This window comes from Mycolicibacterium baixiangningiae, assembly GCF_016313185.1.
Taxonomy (GTDB): Bacteria; Actinomycetota; Actinomycetes; order Mycobacteriales; family Mycobacteriaceae; genus Mycobacterium; species Mycobacterium baixiangningiae.
Genome location: NZ_CP066218.1, coordinates 5,705,073 through 5,722,098, shown reverse-complemented (window position 1 = coordinate 5,722,098; position 17,026 = coordinate 5,705,073). Strand labels below are relative to the sequence as shown.

The 17,026-nt window shown below is 69.5% G+C and carries 18 protein-coding genes; 10 read left to right on the top strand and 8 right to left on the bottom strand.

Annotation, left to right across the window (positions count from 1 at the left end; all coding sequences use genetic code 11):
• Nucleotides 1-50: 50 nt before the first annotated feature.
• A complete protein-coding gene (locus I7X18_RS27200) occupies nt 51-1,184 on the top strand; it encodes an acyl-CoA dehydrogenase family protein (RefSeq protein WP_193045914.1) in 1,134 nt (377 codons plus the stop codon).
• 10 nt (nt 1,185-1,194) lie between these two features.
• On the opposite strand, the gene I7X18_RS27195 is transcribed toward I7X18_RS27200, so the two are convergent.
• Nucleotides 1,195-2,304 (bottom strand): GGDEF domain-containing protein, encoded by a 1,110-nt coding sequence (locus tag I7X18_RS27195; RefSeq protein ID WP_232375345.1) that lies wholly within the window; start codon nt 2,302-2,304, stop codon nt 1,195-1,197.
• 152 nt (nt 2,305-2,456) lie between these two features.
• On the bottom strand, nt 2,457-3,119 hold the full coding sequence (locus I7X18_RS27190; RefSeq protein WP_226863313.1) for a hypothetical protein: 663 nt from the start codon (nt 3,117-3,119) through the stop codon (nt 2,457-2,459).
• A 45-nt stretch (nt 3,120-3,164) separates the two neighbouring features.
• On the opposite strand from I7X18_RS27190, the gene I7X18_RS27185 reads away from it, so the two are divergent.
• Nucleotides 3,165-3,821: a TetR/AcrR family transcriptional regulator gene (locus tag I7X18_RS27185; RefSeq protein WP_193045667.1), complete on the top strand. Its 657-nt coding sequence runs from the start codon at nt 3,165-3,167 to the stop codon at nt 3,819-3,821.
• Here I7X18_RS27185 and I7X18_RS27180 read toward each other — a convergent pair.
• Nucleotides 3,818-4,912: a DmpA family aminopeptidase gene (locus tag I7X18_RS27180; protein WP_193045668.1), complete on the bottom strand. Its 1,095-nt coding sequence runs from the start codon at nt 4,910-4,912 to the stop codon at nt 3,818-3,820. The two genes, I7X18_RS27185 and I7X18_RS27180, sit on opposite strands and share 4 nt — an antisense overlap.
• A 169-nt stretch (nt 4,913-5,081) precedes the next feature.
• Here I7X18_RS27180 and I7X18_RS27175 point away from each other — a divergent pair, with 169 nt between their 5' ends.
• From I7X18_RS27175 to I7X18_RS27165, 3 genes are all read left to right on the top strand, one after another.
• Nucleotides 5,082-5,330: a hypothetical protein gene (locus tag I7X18_RS27175; protein ID WP_193045669.1), complete on the top strand. Its 249-nt coding sequence runs from the start codon at nt 5,082-5,084 to the stop codon at nt 5,328-5,330.
• Nucleotides 5,331-5,471: 141 nt separating this feature from the next.
• The gene (locus tag I7X18_RS27170; protein ID WP_404822800.1) at nt 5,472-6,335 is read left to right on the top strand and encodes an HpcH/HpaI aldolase/citrate lyase family protein; all 864 of its coding nucleotides are present in this window, start codon (nt 5,472-5,474) and stop codon (nt 6,333-6,335) included.
• Nucleotides 6,336-6,392: 57 nt separating this feature from the next.
• A complete protein-coding gene (locus I7X18_RS27165; protein WP_193045670.1) occupies nt 6,393-6,845 on the top strand; it encodes a hypothetical protein in 453 nt (150 codons plus the stop codon).
• A gap of 3 nt (nt 6,846-6,848) precedes the next feature.
• On the opposite strand, the gene I7X18_RS27160 is transcribed toward I7X18_RS27165, so the two are convergent.
• The gene (locus I7X18_RS27160; protein WP_193045917.1) at nt 6,849-8,294 is read right to left on the bottom strand and encodes a protein adenylyltransferase SelO; all 1,446 of its coding nucleotides are present in this window, start codon (nt 8,292-8,294) and stop codon (nt 6,849-6,851) included.
• A gap of 51 nt (nt 8,295-8,345) precedes the next feature.
• Nucleotides 8,346-9,254, bottom strand: a complete 909-nt coding sequence (locus I7X18_RS27155; RefSeq protein WP_193045671.1) for a manganese catalase — start codon at nt 9,252-9,254, stop codon at nt 8,346-8,348.
• 193 nt (nt 9,255-9,447) lie between these two features.
• Here I7X18_RS27155 and I7X18_RS27150 point away from each other — a divergent pair, with 193 nt between their 5' ends.
• Nucleotides 9,448-10,176: a hemerythrin domain-containing protein gene (locus tag I7X18_RS27150; protein WP_193045672.1), complete on the top strand. Its 729-nt coding sequence runs from the start codon at nt 9,448-9,450 to the stop codon at nt 10,174-10,176.
• Between the two features lie 62 nt (nt 10,177-10,238).
• Here I7X18_RS27150 and I7X18_RS29895 read toward each other — a convergent pair whose 3' ends face one another.
• A complete protein-coding gene (locus tag I7X18_RS29895) occupies nt 10,239-10,370 on the bottom strand; it encodes a hypothetical protein (RefSeq protein ID WP_264295975.1) in 132 nt (43 codons plus the stop codon).
• Between the two features lie 97 nt (nt 10,371-10,467).
• On the opposite strand from I7X18_RS29895, the gene I7X18_RS27145 reads away from it, so the two are divergent.
• A complete protein-coding gene (locus tag I7X18_RS27145; protein ID WP_193045673.1) occupies nt 10,468-11,613 on the top strand; it encodes a flavin-containing monooxygenase in 1,146 nt (381 codons plus the stop codon).
• On the opposite strand, the gene I7X18_RS27140 is transcribed toward I7X18_RS27145, so the two are convergent.
• Both I7X18_RS27140 and I7X18_RS27135 read right to left on the bottom strand, forming a co-directional pair.
• Nucleotides 11,520-12,554 (bottom strand): sensor domain-containing diguanylate cyclase, encoded by a 1,035-nt coding sequence (locus tag I7X18_RS27140; protein ID WP_193045674.1) that lies wholly within the window; start codon nt 12,552-12,554, stop codon nt 11,520-11,522. The genes I7X18_RS27145 and I7X18_RS27140 overlap by 94 nt on opposite strands.
• 20 nt (nt 12,555-12,574) lie before the next feature.
• On the bottom strand, nt 12,575-14,260 hold the full coding sequence (locus I7X18_RS27135) for an FAD-binding dehydrogenase (RefSeq protein WP_193045675.1): 1,686 nt from the start codon (nt 14,258-14,260) through the stop codon (nt 12,575-12,577).
• Between the two features lie 56 nt (nt 14,261-14,316).
• Here I7X18_RS27135 and I7X18_RS27130 point away from each other — a divergent pair, with 56 nt between their 5' ends.
• The 3 genes from I7X18_RS27130 to I7X18_RS27120 all read left to right on the top strand — a co-directional run bounded on the left by I7X18_RS27130 (nt 14,317) and on the right by I7X18_RS27120 (nt 17,016).
• The gene (locus I7X18_RS27130) at nt 14,317-14,940 is read left to right on the top strand and encodes a pyridoxamine 5'-phosphate oxidase family protein (RefSeq protein ID WP_193045676.1); all 624 of its coding nucleotides are present in this window, start codon (nt 14,317-14,319) and stop codon (nt 14,938-14,940) included.
• A gap of 78 nt (nt 14,941-15,018) precedes the next feature.
• Nucleotides 15,019-16,014, top strand: coding sequence for a magnesium transporter (locus I7X18_RS27125; RefSeq protein WP_232375344.1), 996 nt, complete (start codon nt 15,019-15,021; stop codon nt 16,012-16,014).
• Nucleotides 16,015-16,122: 108 nt separating this feature from the next.
• Nucleotides 16,123-17,016 carry a mycobacterial-type methylenetetrahydrofolate reductase gene (locus I7X18_RS27120; protein ID WP_193045677.1) on the top strand — a complete coding sequence of 298 codons (894 nt, stop codon included), beginning with the start codon at nt 16,123-16,125 and terminating at the stop codon, nt 17,014-17,016.
• The last annotated feature ends 10 nt before the right edge of the window (nt 17,017-17,026 follow it).

The following is a 17,026-nucleotide window of genomic DNA, read 5'->3' as shown; positions in this document are numbered from 1 at the left end:
CCGGCGTGACCGCGGCCCCTGTCGCCGGAGTCGTCGGGCTGGCCCGCGACATGCGCGACCTCGTGCGGTCGCAGGCCGCGGACAGCGAGCGGCTGCGCACTCTGTCCCCGGCGATCGTCGACGAGATGTGGTCCAGCGGGCTGATGTCCGCGTTCAATCCGATCCCCGCGGGCGGCGTCGAACCGTCATTCCCCGAGATGATCGAGACCTGGATCGAAATGGCCTGGCAGGACGGGTCGTTCGGCTGGGTGGGGATCGCGAATCTGCCGTCGTCGTTCGCCGCGGCCTGCTATCTGCCCGACGAGGGCTTCGCGGAGGTGTTCACCCCCCGCGACAACCGCGTCACCATGGGCGGACAGTTCTTCCCCAACGGTCAGGGAACCGCCGCGCCCGGCGGTTACCGGTTGAGCGGTTCGTGGAGCTTCGGCTCCGGTACCGGCCACTCGCCGTTCGTGACGGCCGGGTTCCTGCCGATGGACCACGGCGAGATCCGTTGGGCCGGCGACGGTGTGCCCGATATGCAGGTCGCGGTGCTGCCACGCGACGAGGTCACGTTCACCGACGGTTGGCATGTGCAGGGTCTGAAGGGCACCGGGTCCTACGACTACCGTGTGGACGACGTGTTCGTACCGGCGTCGCGCACGTTCCCGCTGTTCTCCCGCAGCCCGCGGCGCGGTGCCTCAGCGGCCACCCGGATGGGCCTGATGCCGGTCACCGCCGCCGGACATGCCGCATGGGCGCTCGGGGTCGCCAAGAGCATGCTCGACGATGTCCGCGAGCTCGCGGCGACGAAGGTCCGGATGAGTGACATGGCGTCGCTGGCAAGCCGTCCCACCTTCCAGAAGGGGCTGGCCCATCACACGGCGGCGTGGCGTGCGGCCCGACTCCTGGTGCTCGACGCGTTCACCACCGCGGAGGCCGCCGTCGACTCCGGTGCCGAGCTCACCGCGGCCCTGCGCGCGGACATGCGGGTGGCCGCCGTCTACGCCACCGACACCGCGCGGCAGTGCGCCGAATGGGCCCATCTGGTGGCGGGCACCGACGCGATCCGCGAGGGCAGCCGCCTCGAGCGCGCGTTCCGCGACATCTACACCGGCACCCAGCACGCCTTCATCAGCGAGAAGGTGGCCATCGACGCGGCGCAGATCTGGCTCGGCCTCATCGAGGATCAGCCCGGGCTGTGAAGGGGCGGTGTCATGCCGGGTCGTCGTCGAGCACCATGGGCAGCTGGCTGTGCCGCACCTGATTTCCGCCCGCCCGCTTCGCCGCGTACATCGCGGTATCGGCGGTGGTGATCGCCTCGTCGATGCCCGCGCGCCAACCCGTGACGCGGAGCCGGACCAGCGGCACACTGGCCGTGCCGACACTGGCCGTCAACGGGGTGGCGGCCTTCTCGATGGCGGCACGCAATCGCATCGCCAGCTGCGTCGGATTCGCCGAAGGGGAGATCGTGGCGACGACGAACTCCTCACCGCCGATCCGCCCGACGAGCGCGTCGTCGTCGGCGCTTCGGGACAGCGCCCGCCCGACGGCGATCAGGGCGCGGTCACCGGCAGCGTGACCGTGGGTGTCGTTGAGGTTCTTGAACCGGTCCAGATCGATGACCGCCACCAGCAGGTTGCGGTCGGCCGAACCGTTGTCCGCGACGAGCCCGACCAGGCGCTGATAGAACGCCCGCCGGGTCAGCAGACCCGTCAGCGGATCCCATTCCGAGCGCACCACATCCACGCCGAGCGCATGCACGATGGTCTGGACGCCGAACGGGATGACCGCGTTGAGCACGACGACGAACCAGAACAGTGCGGTGGCGCCGACCAGTTGGCCGGCTGAGGCCAGCCGCACCGCACCGATCGCAGCCGTCACCACTGCCACCGCGAAGACGTACGCGGTGTAGCGGGACGTGTGCAGGAATGCGACGTACGCGGCCGGGGTCACGAAGCCGAAGCACGCCACCAGCTCGACCAGCGGATCGGACTGCGCCAGGGACACCGCGGCGATGCAGGCGGTCGCGACGAACGACACCGTCAGCGATTGGGTTCGGCTCGGCCACCGCTGGACGTACGGGACCATCGTCGCCCACCCGGCGAAACCGGCGAACCAGGACACCGCGACGCCGATGGTGGACCGCGGACCAAAAGAGCTGAACACCAACATAATTGGGACAAGAGCTAGGGACGCCACCATCAGGGCGAGCATGATTCGCGCAGCGGCCATCATGCCGCGGCTGAACAGATAGCCCGTCAACCACTCGAAGTGATCCGGCAGCTGCCACCACCGCCGCACCCACTCCATGCGCGATGTCACACCCCCGATTGTGCACGGCGGGGCAAATTCCGCTCGGCCGGCCGAATTCATGACCGGTCATGCCGTGGGATGGAGAAGGAGTTCCGGCGGAATTCGCGCACCGGAGTTCTCTACCCCGATATGACGGTCAACCAACCGGGTTGTGAGCGGTGTCAATCGGTGACGCTGGGCAGACCGGCGCGCAACGCGATGGCCTGTTTGATGCCGATGTCGTTGACGACGTCGAGGGCGGTGGGATCACCGGGGGCGCTCTGGAATTCCATGCGTGTCACCGCGGGGCCCTCCGTGAAGAGCAGCGCGGTGACTTCTTTGGCGCCGTCGGGTGAGGTGCCCGTGACCACAGTGCCGTCGGTGCCGACCGCCGACGGCGCAGGTTGACCACCGGCGACAGAGCCGCCGATCGCGTGCAGGCTGGCGTCGAGTGCGGCCTTCGCGGCGGCGGGATCCGGCAGGACGGTGATCGTCACACCGATCGCCCTGGTGTCCGCCTCGTTGACGAACAGCGCCGAAACGCCCTTACCGCCGCGGCGATTCGCGACGGTCGACCGGGTGACGAAGGTGTCGAACGCACTATTGATGTCTGTCGGCTCGATGAGGAGGCGCGAATAGTCGACCACCGCCGCGCTGTTCTCTTTCGCTGCCGGCGGGGGAGTGCTCGACACCGAGGTGGGCAGACCGGTCGGCGAGGTGGCCGGCGGCGCATCCGTCGGGGTGCAGCCGCTGACTCCGATGGCGAGCACCGCCGCGCCGATGGTCGTTGCGACGAAAGTCGATTTGTTCGCGAAGACCGACGATTTGGTGAAGACGCTGCGCATGGATATCCGCCGAAGCCCCAATCGTTTTCGAAAGCTGAGAATATAGTGAACAGAGTGTCCACAAATGACGGTACACGCGCCACGACGGGGCTCGCAATCATCGCAGCGGAGCCGCTGCGCCGAGGGCGGCCGCGCAACGTCGAGTTGCGTGCCGCGGTGTTACAGGCCGCCACGGATCTGGCGCTCGCGGGCGGTACCGGAACAGTCAGCATCGACGCCATCGCCAAACGGGCCGCGGTGAGCCGCACGACCATCTACAAGTGGTGGCCGTCGGCGGCGGCGATCGTGCTGGAGGGCCTGCTGGCTGCGATGCGCGGTTCCATCGTGCCCCCGACCGGCAGTGACACCAGGGGTGCGCTCGATCACCAGCTGCGCGCGCTCAACGACATCCTGTCCGATTCCACGACCGGTCCGCTGTTCCGCAGCGTCATCGGCGCGGCCAGCTCCAACGGCGAGGTCGCCACCGCGCTGCTCGACCAATGGCTGCTGCCGCGCCGGGCCGCGGTCACCGCCGTTCTGCTCGTCGGTGTCGCCGCCGGCGAACTGCGCCCCGACCTCGACGTCGAGGTGGCGGTCGACGCCCTGTTCTCCCCGGCCTACTACCGCCTGGTGTTCGCGATGCCGCCGCTCGACGAGGCCGCACTGACCCAGTTGTTGGACACCGTCTGGCGGGGTGCACGCGCCCCTGACCCCGCTGATTAGTGTCGCGGCGCCATGGCCTGGCGAAACAGGGTGTGGTCGAGGGCGTGGGCGGTGCGCCCGTCGCGGCCGGTCACGGTGGTGGCAGCGGCGACCGCGTTCACGATCGCCTCCTCGGTGGCCTCGATCGTGAGGTCGAACAGCAGCGTCATCAGCTGCGGCGCGACCATCCGGACGGCGATCTCGGGGCGCCCGGTGCCGGCGTCCTCGTCCCACGAATACGGCGGGATCCCCCGGTTACCGGTGGAGAAGGCCAGCATCAGATCGCCGCTGTACTGTTCGCCGCTGCCGCCGACCCGGCTGACCGCGAGCGCGGACCGCTGCGCCAGCCGGGTGCACTGGTGCGGCAGCAGCGGCGCATCGGTCGCGACGATCACGATGATCGAACCGGACCCCGGCTCGTACGTCACCGGCATGCCGGGCAGGGGTACGACGTCGGGGCCGACGAGCTCGCCGACGGGCACCCCGTTGACGCGGAACCGCTCCCGGCGGCCGTGGTTGGCCTGCACCAGCGCGCCGACGGTGTAGCGGCCCGCAGCGGTGTCGGCGATCCGGGACGCGGTGCCGATGCCGCCCTTGAATCCGTGGCAGATCATGCCTGTGCCGCCGCCGACGTTGCCCTCTGCCACCGGACCGCCGCTCGCGCCGGCCAGTGCGGCGTGCACGTGCTCGGCCCGCACGTGGTGACCGTTGATGTCGTTGAGCACGCCGTCGTAGGTCTCGCCCACCACGGGCAGTGACCAGTAGAGGCCGTCGCCGCGGGCCCCGACCTGCGCGTCGACCAGGGCGTCGCGCACCACTCCGACGCTGTGGGTGTTCGTCAGCGCGATCGCCGACGTCAGCTCGCCGGATTCGCGGATCCACTCCAGGCCGGTGAGTTCCCCACTGCCGTTGAGCCGGTGCGCACCGGCGAAGATCGGCTCGGTCCAGATGTCGTCGTGGGGGACGACGACGGTCACACCGGTGCGCACCGCGGGCGGACCCGCCTGTTCGAGGGTGGTGTGCCCGACCCGCACACCCGGCACGTCGGTGATGGCGTTGTGCGGACCGGTGGGGTGCTCACCGATCACGATGCCGAGTTCGCGCGTACGCATGGGGCCTCCGAGGGGAGTCGGGCTCGCGTTGTTCTGTCCGGGAGATCATGCGTCAGGTCGTCTGACCCCCGCCTTCTGTCACCGATTTCGGCCCTCCCGCGACCGGTGCGCGCTTACAGTCGATCGTGGGCCGACCCGGGTCGGGGATGCCACTCGAGGAGCACCAACCATGACGTATCCAGTGCGCCGGTTGCTCGGCGCGGCGCTGTCGGTGGCCGCGTTGACCGCGACGCCGGCCGCTATCACCACGCTCGTCTCGCCGGCCGTCAGCTCGGCCTGCCTGCCGGGGGAAACCGGTGTCACCAACGCTTGCGCGCCGTTCTGCCTGCCGGGTCGAGCACTCGACACCAATACCGGTCTGTGCCTGCCCGTACCGCCCCCGCCGCCACCGCCCGCCCCGATGTCCGGCCGCGTCTGACCGCAGCTTCCCGCCCCTGCCGCGTCCCGTCCGAGGCGTCTGGGCGACCATAAGTGGGTGTATGACGAGGTGTCCTTCGACTCCCACGGTGCCGACTCCCATGATTCGAGCTCCCATGACTCGAGTGACGTCGGATCGCGCATCGACCCGGTGCTCGCGCGCAGCTGGCTGCTGGTCAACGGCGCGCACGGCGACCGGTTCGAACCCGCGGTCCGCTCACGCGCCGACATCGTCGTCCTCGACATCGAAGACGCCGTGGCCCCCAAGGACAAGGTGACGGCCCGCGACAACGTGGTCCGCTGGCTGCAGGCAGGCAACTCGGACTGGGTCCGAATCAACGGGTTCGGCACGCCGTGGTGGGCCGACGACCTCGACGCGCTCGCGGGCACGCCGGTCGGCGGGGTGATGCTCGCGATGGCCGAATCGGTCGACCACGTCAGCGAAACCGCCAAACGGCTGCCCGGCGTGCCGATCGTCGCGCTGGTGGAAACCGCCCGCGGCCTGGAGCGCATCACCGAGATCGCGGCGGCGAAGGGCACCTTCCGGCTGGCGTTCGGCATCGGCGACTTCCGTCGGGACACCGGCTTCGGCGACAATCCGGCGACGTTGGCCTACGCCCGGTCCCGCTTCACCATCGCGGCGAAGGCGGCGCATCTGCCCAGTGCCATCGACGGGCCGACGATCGGTTCGAGCGCGCTGCGGCTCATCGAGGCGACGGCGGTGTCCACGGAGTTCGGGATGACCGGCAAGATCTGCCTGAGCCCTGACCAGTGCTCGGTGGTCAACGAGGGGCTGTCGCCCTCACAGGATGAGATCTCGTGGGCGAAGGAGTTCTTCGCGGAGTTCGAGCGCGACGGCGGAGAGATCCGCAACGGGTCCGACCTTCCCCGGATCGCGCGGGCCAACAAAATTCTCGACCTGGCCCGCGCCTACGGCATCGAGGTCACCGACTTCGAGGACGAACCCGTGCACATGCCCGCCCCGTCGGACACATACCACTACTAGATCGTTTTCGCATGACGAGTGATGTTTGAAGTAGCTGCGGGGTGGTACAGGCGCCGCATGTCCACTCAACGTATGAAGATCACGCCGGTCCTCGCGGCCGGCGCTTCCGCACTCGCGATCGTCTTCGCCGTTCCGGCCGGAGCCACCCTGTTGCTCCCGGCGGGCGGTCCTCCCGGCTGCGTCGATCCGTACGGCACGGGCTGCGCCGCCCCGCCGCCTCCGCCTCCGGGCGGTCCGGGTGGTGTGGCCGGTCCGCAGGGCGCTGCCGGCGCGATTCCGGGTGGTCCGGGTGGTGTGGCTGGTCCGCAGGGCGCTGCGGGCGCGATTCCGGGTGGGCCGGGTGGTGTGGCTGGTCCGCAGGGCGCTGCGGGCGCGATCCCGGGTGGTCCGGGCGGTGCGGCCGGTCCCCAGGGTGCGACTGGTGGAATCCCCGGCGGGCCTGCCGGTACGGCCGGACCGGGCGGCGCCAGCGGGTGCATCCCCGGCGTCGGCTGCGCCAGCACGCCCTAGTTCTCAGGTACCGCAGAACGTGCGGTACCGGCCGAAGTCCTCGGGAGCCGGTTCCGCAAAACGCTGGAGACCGGGCCGTTCCTCGAACGGCCCGGTCACTGCGGTGAGCAGACGCTCGACCGGCGACAGGTCGCCCGCGGCGGCCGCGGTCAGCGCCTCCTCGACGAGGTGATTGCGGGGGATGTAGATCGGGTTCACCCGGTCCATCGCCTCGCCGTCGGGGTCCAGCGCACGCCAGCGGTTCAGCCACACGTCGAAGCCCGCGAGGTCGGCGAACAACCCGCGCGCGGGTTCGGTGTCGCCGCGGGCGGCGCGGCCGAGGTCGCGGAAGAACGACGTGAAGTCGATGTGATTCTGCTGCAACAGCGTCAGCAGATCCTCGAGCAGCGGGGCGACGACGGTCTCATCGGCCCCGGACAGCCCGATCTTTTCCTGCATTCCGGCGGACAACGCGGCGGCGTACTCCCGGCCGAACGCGCCGAGCGCGGCCTCCGCCATGGTGATCGCCTGGTCGAGATCGTCGGCCAGCAGCGGAAGCAGCGCCTCGGCGAAGCGGGCCAGGTTCCAGGCGGCCATCGAGGGCTGGTTGCCGTAGGCGTACCGGCCCCACATGTCGATGGAGCTGAAGACCGTCTCGGGGTCGTAGACATCCATGAACGCACACGGCCCGTAGTCGATGGTCTCGCCGGAGATCGTCATGTTGTCGGTGTTCATCACGCCGTGGATGAATCCGACGAGCATCCACCGGGCGATCAAGCGTGCCTGGGCCGACGCCACCGCCTCGAACAAGGCCAGATACCGGTTGTCGGCTTCGGCCGCCTGCGGGTGATGGCGCGCGATGGCGTGGTCGGCGAGCCGGCGCAGCAGGTCGCGGTCACCGGTGGCGGCCGCGTACTGGAAGCTGCCGACGCGCAGGTGGCTGCTCGCCACCCGGGCCAGCACGGCCCCGTCGAGCATGGTCTCGCGCTGCACCGAGCGTCCGGTCGCCACCACTGCGAGGGAACGCGTGGTCGGGATCCCGAGGGCGTGCATGGCCTCGCTGACGATGTATTCACGCAGCATCGGTCCCACCGCGGCCAAACCGTCACCGGCGCGGGCGAACGGTGTGTGCCCGGAGCCCTTGAGATGCAGGTCGCGGATGCGGCCGTCGGCGTCGACGAGCTCACCGAGCAGCAGCGCGCGGCCGTCACCGAGGCGGGGGGCGAACCCGCCGAACTGATGGCCGGAGTAGGCCTGCGCCACCGGGGTGGCGCCGCTGGGGACCGAATTGCCGACCAACAGACGCACCCCGTCGGGGGTGCGCAGCCAGTCGGCATCGAGACCGAGGCCCCCCGCCAACTGCTCGTTGAGCACGAGCAGTCGCGGGTCGGGAGCCTCCTGGGCCCGCCAGCGGACCGCCATCTCCGGCAGTTCCCGCGCGAAGCGGTCGTCGAGGATCAGGGCTGTCACGTCGGAGACACTCACCTCATCCAGACTACGAGTCGCCGGCGCGTGAACGTTTTACGTCTTGTCGGGATCGATCGCGTCCTTCAGCTTGCCCATCACGCCCTTCTCCGTTCCCAACGCCGGTGGCCGCGGCTCACCGAGGGAGCCGTCGTAGGTGACGTACAGCTTGGGGTCCGGCGGCGGCCCGGACTGGCGGTCGCCCTGCGGCTGCGGATCCGCGAGGAACACGCCGGTGTGGATGCCATCGGGCAGCGGTCCGATCCACCGACCCTTGTCGGCGTCCGCGCCGTCCGACAGATGCCACAGCGTGTTGGCTTGCTCGGAGTTCTCCTCGTCGAACAGATCGTTCGGTGCGATGACGCCCTCCAGCCCGTCGGCCTGCAGCTCCTCGATCGCGGCCAGCCACATGTTCTGGTGGTAGGTGTCGCGGGCGAGGTTGAACCGCAGCATCGCCTTCACGCCCGGGTCGTCGGTCATGTGCCACAGCCGCGCGGTCTGCACGCGGCCCTGCGCCTCGGCCGTCACGTTGGCGTAGAAGTCTGCGAGCAGGTTGCCCGATGCGGTGACGTAGCGGCCGTTCCACGGCACGCCCCGACTGTCCGACAGGGTGGGCGCGCCACCGGTGACAATGGCCTGCTGCGGGTCCATCCCACCCATCACGGCGGCGACGACCGAGTCGCCCATCGCGTTCTGGGTGGCGTTGGTGGCCGGTGCACCCTCGAGCAGGCGGGCGATCATGGTCGCGATCATCTCGACGTGACCGATCTCCTCGGTCGCGATATCCATGATGAGGTCCTTGTACTTGCCCTTCATGCGACAGTTCCAGCCCTGCATCAGGTACTGCATCGTCACGGTCATCTCGCCGTAGGCGCCGCCGAGCAGCTCTTGGAGCTTGGCCGCGTAGACCGGATCCGGCTTCTCGGGCTTGACGTCGAATTGCATGTAATCGGTATGGCGGAACATCAGTTCTCCAAGATTTGAGTGTTAGCGGCCGCGCAAACGACCACCCCGACCGCCGCACGATGTCTGTACGGCAGGACTGCGGTACCCGGGCACTGAGACCACAAACCCCGGCCCGCAGTTGGATTTCGTAGTGAACGTCGGGGTTTGGAGTTCCGCAGTCGGGGCACAGCTCCGCCCACGGAGAGGAGCACCCATGACGTCATCCCTTGCCGACCAGAACCTCGCACAGCTCGGCGGCCCGTTCAGCGTCCTCACGCGCCAGAAGCGTGACCACATCGAACTCGACCGATTGCTGCACCACATCGACGCGAGCACCGGCGACGAACGGCAGGACTATCTCACCGAACTGTGCCGCCTCGTGTTCCCGCACGCGTTCGCCGAGGAGGCGGTGCTGTGGCCGGCGATCCGCAAGATGGTGCCCGACGGTGAACCGCTGACGTTGGAGATCGAACGCGAACACCAGGAGATCAACGAGCTGTTCACCGAACTCGAGAAGTACCCCGTCGACGACCCACGCCACCGGGAGCTGTGGCCACGCATCGAATCGCTTCTGCGCGAAGATGTTCGAGACGAAGAAGACCGACTGCTGCCGATGCTCCAGGATGCCGCCGACCGTCGCACGCTGATCCAGTTGGGTTGGGCGTGGGAGGCGGTGCGGCGGACCGCGCCGACCCGTCCGCACCCGGTCGTGGCGCGGCGCCCACCGGGTAACGCACTGGCGGCGGCGCCGCTCACCGTGCTCGACCGTGCACGCGATCACCTCGACCGCGGCGCGCGTCGCTCGTCGGGCCGCCAGCGCAGTGTGTTGACGGCAGTGAGCTCCGGGCTCGCCCGCGTCGCGGGCCTCGTCGAACACGTCCCACCACTGACGCGGGGCGAGGATCCGAGCACCCACTCGCCGCGCACCCCTGACAAACAGTGACAGACGAAAACCCGGGCAGTGGTTGACCCTTGGATCCACCGCCGCCCGGGTTCTCGTCTGTGCTAGGTCGCGTCGCCCTGGTCCTCGGCGTCGCGAACGCCTTCCGGCGGAGGCGTGGAGTATCCGGGGCTCGCGCTCGGCACTTCGGTCTCCGCCTGCTGGTCGTCGTCAGGCGTCGGTTCCGGTGAGCTCATCAATCCTCCTGAACGGTTCGGGTAGACCACAGAACTACCCGGCACGCCGAACGGGAAACCGGCTTGAGCCGGCCGCCGGGTGGGAACCCTGGCCGGGATGTCCTCTCAACTACGCCACGAACGCGTCGTCGTCATGGGTGCCGGTCCCTGCGGGTTGGCGATCGCCCGCCAACTCGCCCACGAACAGAAGGTCGACGCGCTGGTCCTCGACCGCGCGACGGCGCCCGTGTCCACCTGGCGGGGCCGCTACGACGGGTTCCGGCTCAACACCTGCGGCTACTGGTCTCACCTGCCCGGGCAGCCGATTCCACGCCGCTACGGCCGCTGGCCCAAGCGTGACGACATGGTCGACTACTTCGACAGTTACGTTCGCCGCCAACAGCTTCGGCTCGGCCTCGGAGTCACGGTGACCCGGATCGACCGCGACGACGATCGGTGGCAGATCACCACCGACGGGGAGTCGTACACGGCTGATGCCGTCGTGATCGCGACGGGGAACTATCACACCCCGGCGCTGCCGGCATGGCCCGGAATGGAGGGTTACACCGGCGAACTCCTGCACTCCGCCGACTACCGCAACCCCTGGCCGTTCGCCGGACGCGACGTGCTGGTGGTCGGAGTGGGGAACTCCGCCACCGACATCGCGCTGCAGCTCAGCGACGGGGTGGCCGGCCGCGTCCGGTTGGCCGTACGCACCCCGCCGCACCTGGTGCCGCGTTCGGCCGCCGGGATCCCGGTGGACGCATTCAGCGCCGCGCTGCGCCGGCTGCCGGTCCCCGTGCTCGACCACGCCGCCGCTCTGGTGAGCAGGCTGTGGTTCGGCGACCTGACGTCCGCGGGACTGCCGGCACCGCGCCGGGGCATCTACCGCGCACTGCTCGACGACGGCAGCATCCCCACGCTCGGAGACGAATTGGTCCCGCAGATCAAGGCCGGGCGCATCGAGGTGGTCGCCGCCGTCGAGGCGTTCGACGGGGACGCCGTCGTGCTCGCCGACGGGCAGATCATCCGGCCGGAGGTGGTCATCGGCGCGACGGGATACCGCCACGGGCTGGAACCGCTCGTCGGGCATCTCGGTGTGCTCGACGAGGAGGGGGCGCCGGTGGTCAACGGACTGCCCTCGGCGGCGCCGGGCCTGTGGTTCGCCGGCTACGACGAGCCGCTGATCGGTCCGCTGCAGTCGTTCCGGCTACAGGCCGGACCGGTGGCCGAGGACGTCGCCGGCTTCCTGGTCGCCGCCTGAGGAGAGCGGGCTCGCTTGCTCCGGTAGAGATCCTCGTCGGCGGAGGCGAACAACGTCTCGAACGCGTCGGACTCGGCGGGCCCCGCCGCCACCCCGTATGTCACATCGACGGAATGTCCGTCGACCAGTTCGGCGGCGAGCGCACGGGCGCGGTGTTCGTCGGAACCGCCGAGCAGGACGACGAATTCGTCACCACCGACCCGGCCGATCACGCTGTTGGGCGGTAGCCTGCTGACCCACCGCTGTGCGAGACCGCTGAGCACGAGATCGCCCGCAGCATGGCCGCGACGGTCGTTGACACCTTTGAAATCGTCGACGTCGAGCACCACGACGGCGACCTGATCCCCGCGGCGCCGCGCTCTGCCGATCACCCGGGTCGCGTGCCGGACGACGCCCGCACGGTTCCACACCGACGTCAGTGGGTCCCGCAACGCCGCATCCACCAACACCGAATTCGCCAGCCCGAAGATCTCGGCGGAGCCCACGATGCACGCGACGTAGAACACGAACCACAGGCTGGGCACCGGGGCCGGCGCGATCACCAGCGCCATGACGGCCGCCGCGGCCAACGCCGTCACCACCACGCGCGTCACGGCGGGGCCGTGCCATGTGCGGAGGAACATGGCGACGAACATCAGCGGGATCACCGACCACACCTGGGCGGCGATCTGTTCGTGGAACAGCAACGCCGCCACCGGCGACACGCTCACGCACACCAGGGCCACCACATAACGCCATCCGCACAGCGGGGGACGCGCCGCCGTCAACACGCCGACCGTGAGCAGCGCCAGGGCGAAGAGTTCCCCACGGCCGTCGGAGGGTTGGGTGTCGAGCGTATGCGCCGACAGCACCGCCACCGCGTACAGCGTCCACAGGATCGCCAGGTACACCAGCAGCATCCGGCGGCGCAGCGCCGCGTCGAACCCCGAATTCGCCTGCATCCCCGCGCCTTCCCGCCCGGTCAGATCCGGTCGGCCAGGGCCCGGCCGGCGGAACGGCCCGAGAAGATGCACCCGCCGAGGAACGTGCCTTCCAGGGCGTTGTATCCGTGCACGCCACCACCGCCGAAACCCGCCACCTCACCGGCTGCGTACAGGCCGTCGATCGGTTGCCCGTCCAGGCCGATGACGCGTGACGCGAGGTCGGTTTGGATGCCGCCCAACGTCTTTCGGGTCAGGATGTGCAGTTTGATGCCGATCAGCGGTCCGGCCGCCGGGTCGAGGATGCGGTGCGGTGCCGCGGTGCGGCCGATGCGGTCGGCCAGTGAGCTGCGTGAGTTGTGGATGCCCTGGATCTGCGCGTCCTTGCTGAACGGATTGGCGACCTGCAGATCGCGCGCCTCGATCTGGCGGCGGATGATCGCCGGGTCGAGCAGGGGTTCGGCGGTGAGCGCGTTCATCTTCGCGACCAGGTCCTCGAGGGCGTCGGCGGAATCCGACTCCGAGACGACGAAGTCCACCCCGTGCTTCTTGAACGCCTCGACCGGACCGGGTCCGCCCTTGCTGAACAGCCGCTCCTTGAGGAACGCTTTGCGGTCTTTCGCGGTGATGTCGGGATTCTGTTCCGACCCGGACAACGCGAACTCCTTCTCGAGGATGCGCTGGGTCAGGATGAACCAGGAGTGGTCGTACTCGGCGATGTCCGGTGTGGTGCGCAGATAGCGCAGCGTGCCCAGGGTGTCGTAGCCGGGAAGGTACGGCGCGGGAAGCCGGCGGCCCAGCGCGTCGAACCACATCGACGACGGTCCGGGCAGGATGCGGATCGCGTGGTCGGGCCAGATCGGATCCCAGTTGACGATACCCTCGGTGTAGTGCCACATCCGGTCCCGATTGACAAGGCGCACACCAGAATCCGCCGCGATGTCGAGCATCCGGCCGTCGACGTGGGCGGGCACCCCGGTGATCATCGACGTCGGCGGGGTGCCCATCCGCGCGGGCCAGAAGCGGCGCACGATCTCGTGATTGGCGCCGATGCCGCCCGTCGTCACCACCACTGCCTGCGCGGAGAGTTCGAATTCGCCGACGGCGTCGCGGTTCGACGGGGCGCCGCGCACCGCGCTGTCGGGGGCCAGCACCGTGCCGCGCACGCCGGTGACGGCACCGTCGGTGAACACCAGGCCGTCGACCCGATGGCGGTGGCGGAATCGCACCAGTCCGCCCTGCGCGGCGGCGAGCGTGGAGTCGGTGAACGGACCGATGATGCCGGTGCCGGTGCCCCACGCGACGTGGAACCGGGGCACCGAGTTGCCGTGTCCGGTGGCGCTCAGGTCGCCGCGCTCGGCCCAGCCGACCGTCGGCAGGAACGAGATGCCGAGAGCGGTGAGGTAGTCACGCTTCTCGCCCGCCGCCCATGCGACGTAGGCGCGGGCCCATTTGGCCGCCCACACGTCCTCGTCGTCCAGGCGATCGAACGCGGCGCTGCCCCGCCAGTCGCTCCACGCCAACTCGAAGGAGTCCTTGATTCGCATGCGGCGCTGTTCGGGGCTGTCCACCAGGAAGATCCCGCCGAACGACCAGTACGCCTGCCCACCGAGGTTGGCTGCGTTCTCCTGGTCGACGAGCATGACCCGCTTGCCGCGGCGGGTGAGCTCGTGCGTGGCGACCAGGCCGGCCAGGCCCGCGCCCACCACGATCACGTCAGCGTTCATGGACTCAAGGTAGCGAAGCGAGATATAGGTTGCCGCCGGTACGCCGGGCTGGATGAATGACATCTGTGACGAATTCACCGCTGAGTCAGTTGACCCGCAAACCCGGCCGGGCGGCCGATCTGGCGCTGCTGCGCGAGGTCTTCGACACGGCCGCGGTGGCGACCGTCTCGACGGTGCTGGGAGACGAGCCGTGGGCGGTCCCGATGCTCGTGGCCCGGGACGGGGAACGGCTGCTGCTGCACGGGTCGACGGGTGCGGGAGCGCTGCGCCACATCGCGGGCGGGGCCAAGGTGTGCGTGAGCGCCTTCGTCCTCGACGGGCTGGTGATCGCCGAGCGTCAGTTCGATCACTCGGCCAACTATCGCTCCGCGGTGGTGCGCGGGGTGTGCCGTGTGGTGGACCGCGACGAGGCGCCCGGGCTGCTCGACCGGTTCACCGAGACACTGATCCCCGGCCGCGCGGCCGAGTGCCCACCGCACACGGACAAGGAACTCGCGTCCACGCTGCTGCTCGAGGTGCCGATCGTCGACGGGTCGTGGGTGGCCAAGGCGCGGACGGGCCCGGCGGCGGACGGCGCGGCCTGGACCGGAGTGGTGCCCGTGGACACCCGCTACCGCGCACCCGTCTCCGATTCCCCGCTTCCCGTTCCGCCGTCGGTGCAGCGGCTCATCGACGGGTGAGCGCCCCGGTGCACGGGGTGTACCCGCACCGGAGAGGACTTCGGCCCTCGGTGCCCGCATGCGTGCCAGAGTTGCCTCGTGGAAGATGTCGCGAGCAGTGCCCCGGTCCATGATCGCCTCGACGGTCCCGGCACCGCTGCGGACCGGGCGACCGCGCAGGTCCCCACCGCCGCCGTCGGCGACTCCGTCGCCGATGTCCTCGACCGCATGCGGGGCGTCGAGTTCGTCAGCGCCGCGGCCGTCGCGGTGCTCGACGGCGACCGCTTGATCGGGGTCGCCGCCATCGAGCGGTTGTTCGCGGCGCCCCACGGCGTGCTGCTGCGCGACGTCATGGATGCCGCGCCGCCCGTCGTGGCGCCCGAGACCGATCAGGAGGAGGTCGCCTGGGAGGCGGTGCAGCGTGGGGAACCGGGGCTGGCCGTCGTCGACGACGAGGGCCGGTTCCACGGGCTGATTCCCCCGCAGACGCTCATCGGTGTCCTGCTGCAGGAGCACCGCGAAGACATGGCGCGCCTCGGCGGGTTCCTGGATTCGGTCGACGCGGCGCGTGCCACCAGCGTGGAGAGTGTGACCCGGCGGCTGTGGCACCGGACGCCGTGGCTGATCGTGGGGCTGCTCGGCGCAATGGCGTCGGCGGGTCTGATGGCGGCGTTCGAAGCACAGCTCGACGCCGTGCTCGCGGTCGCGTACTTCGTGCCCGGCATCGTCTATCTGGCTGATGCGGTCGGTACGCAAACCGAGACGCTGGCGATCCGCGGTCTGTCTGTCGGGGTGGGGATCCGGCGGGTGATCGTGCCGGAGAGCATCACCGGTCTGTTGGTGGGGCTGGTGCTCGGCGGGCTGATGGCGCCGGTCGTGGCGCTGATGACCGGCGACTGGACGCTCGCCGCTGCCGTCGCGGTCGCCGTCTTCGCGGCCAGCGCGATCGCGACGCTGGTGGCGCTGGCGCTGCCCTGGCTGCTGAACCGCCTCCACCTCGATCCGGCGTTCGGATCGGGTCCGCTGGCCACCGTCATCCAGGACCTTTTGTCGATCGTGATCTACCTCGGCGCGGTCGTCGCGTTCCTCGGGTGACGGCGACCGGCTCAGGCGGCGTCCAGTTCTGACCGGTATGGTGACGATTTCCGGGGGGAGTGCGGCCGACACGTCGCATCTGTCGTCATGCCGTCAAAGGAGCAGTCGTTGCCCCTGAACACCGTCGCGCTCGAACTCGTGCCGCCCAATGTCGAGCGCGGCCGCGAGCATGCGCTCGAGGACGCCCACAAGGTGCTGCGCTGCTCGGCCGAGGCCGGTATCGAGGGCCGCATCGCCCACGTCATGATCCCCGGGATGATCGAGGAGGACAGCGGCCGTCCCATCGAGATGAAGCCCAAGATGGACGTGCTGGACTTCTGGCAGATCATCAAGCCGGAACTGCCGGGTGTGCGCGGGCTGTGCACGCAGGTCACCGCATTCCTCGACGAGTCCGCGCTGCGTGAGCGGCTGACCAAGCTCAGCGCGGCGGGGTTCGACGGTATCGCCTTCGTGGGTGTCCCGCGGACCATGAACGACGGGGAGGGCAGCGGCGTCGCCCCTACCGATGCGCTGTCGCTCTATGACGGGCTGGTCGACAACCGGGGTGCGATCCTGATCCCCACCCGCGACGGTGAGCAGGGCCGGTTCACTTTCAAATGCAAGCAGGGCGCCACCTACGGGATGACGCAGCTGCTGTACTCCGACGCGATCGTCGGGTTTCTGACGGAGTTCGCGGCCGGCAACGAACACCGGCCGGAGATCCTGCTGTCGTTCGGGTTCGTGCCGAAGGTGGAGAGCCGCGTCGGGCTCATCAACTGGTTGATCCAGGACCCGGGCAACGCCGCGGTCGCCGCGGAGCAGGAGTTCGTCAAGGCCCTGGCCGCCAGCGAGCCGGCCGACAAGCGGCGCATGCTGCTCGACCTCTACAAGCGGGTGATCGACGGGGTCGGCGAGCTGGGCTTCCCGCTCAGCATCCATCTCGAGGCGACCTACGGGGTGTCCACGCCGGCGTTCGAGACGTTCGCCGAGATGCTGGAGTACTGGTCGCCCGGTCACGGCTGACGCGCCTATA

Excerpts from the sequence above, each read along its gene's own strand:
- I7X18_RS27200 (WP_193045914.1), top strand. The coding sequence starts at position 51 with ATGCGCGACCTCGTGCGGTCGCAGGCCGCGGACAGCGAGCGGCTGCGC.
- I7X18_RS27190 (WP_226863313.1), bottom strand. The coding sequence starts at position 3,119 with ATGCGCAGCGTCTTCACCAAATCGTCGGTCTTCGCGAACAAATCGACT.
- I7X18_RS27180 (WP_193045668.1), bottom strand. The coding sequence starts at position 4,912 with ATGCGTACGCGCGAACTCGGCATCGTGATCGGTGAGCACCCCACCGGT.
- I7X18_RS27175 (WP_193045669.1), top strand. The coding sequence starts at position 5,082 with ATGACGTATCCAGTGCGCCGGTTGCTCGGCGCGGCGCTGTCGGTGGCC.
- I7X18_RS27165 (WP_193045670.1), top strand. The coding sequence starts at position 6,393 with ATGTCCACTCAACGTATGAAGATCACGCCGGTCCTCGCGGCCGGCGCT.
- I7X18_RS27155 (WP_193045671.1), bottom strand. The coding sequence starts at position 9,254 with ATGTTCCGCCATACCGATTACATGCAATTCGACGTCAAGCCCGAGAAG.
- I7X18_RS27150 (WP_193045672.1), top strand. The coding sequence starts at position 9,448 with ATGACGTCATCCCTTGCCGACCAGAACCTCGCACAGCTCGGCGGCCCG.
- I7X18_RS29895 (WP_264295975.1), bottom strand. The coding sequence starts at position 10,370 with ATGAGCTCACCGGAACCGACGCCTGACGACGACCAGCAGGCGGAGACC.
- I7X18_RS27145 (WP_193045673.1), top strand. The coding sequence starts at position 10,468 with ATGTCCTCTCAACTACGCCACGAACGCGTCGTCGTCATGGGTGCCGGT.
- I7X18_RS27140 (WP_193045674.1), bottom strand. The coding sequence starts at position 12,554 with ATGCAGGCGAATTCGGGGTTCGACGCGGCGCTGCGCCGCCGGATGCTG.
- I7X18_RS27135 (WP_193045675.1), bottom strand. The coding sequence starts at position 14,260 with ATGAACGCTGACGTGATCGTGGTGGGCGCGGGCCTGGCCGGCCTGGTC.
- I7X18_RS27130 (WP_193045676.1), top strand. The coding sequence starts at position 14,317 with ATGACATCTGTGACGAATTCACCGCTGAGTCAGTTGACCCGCAAACCC.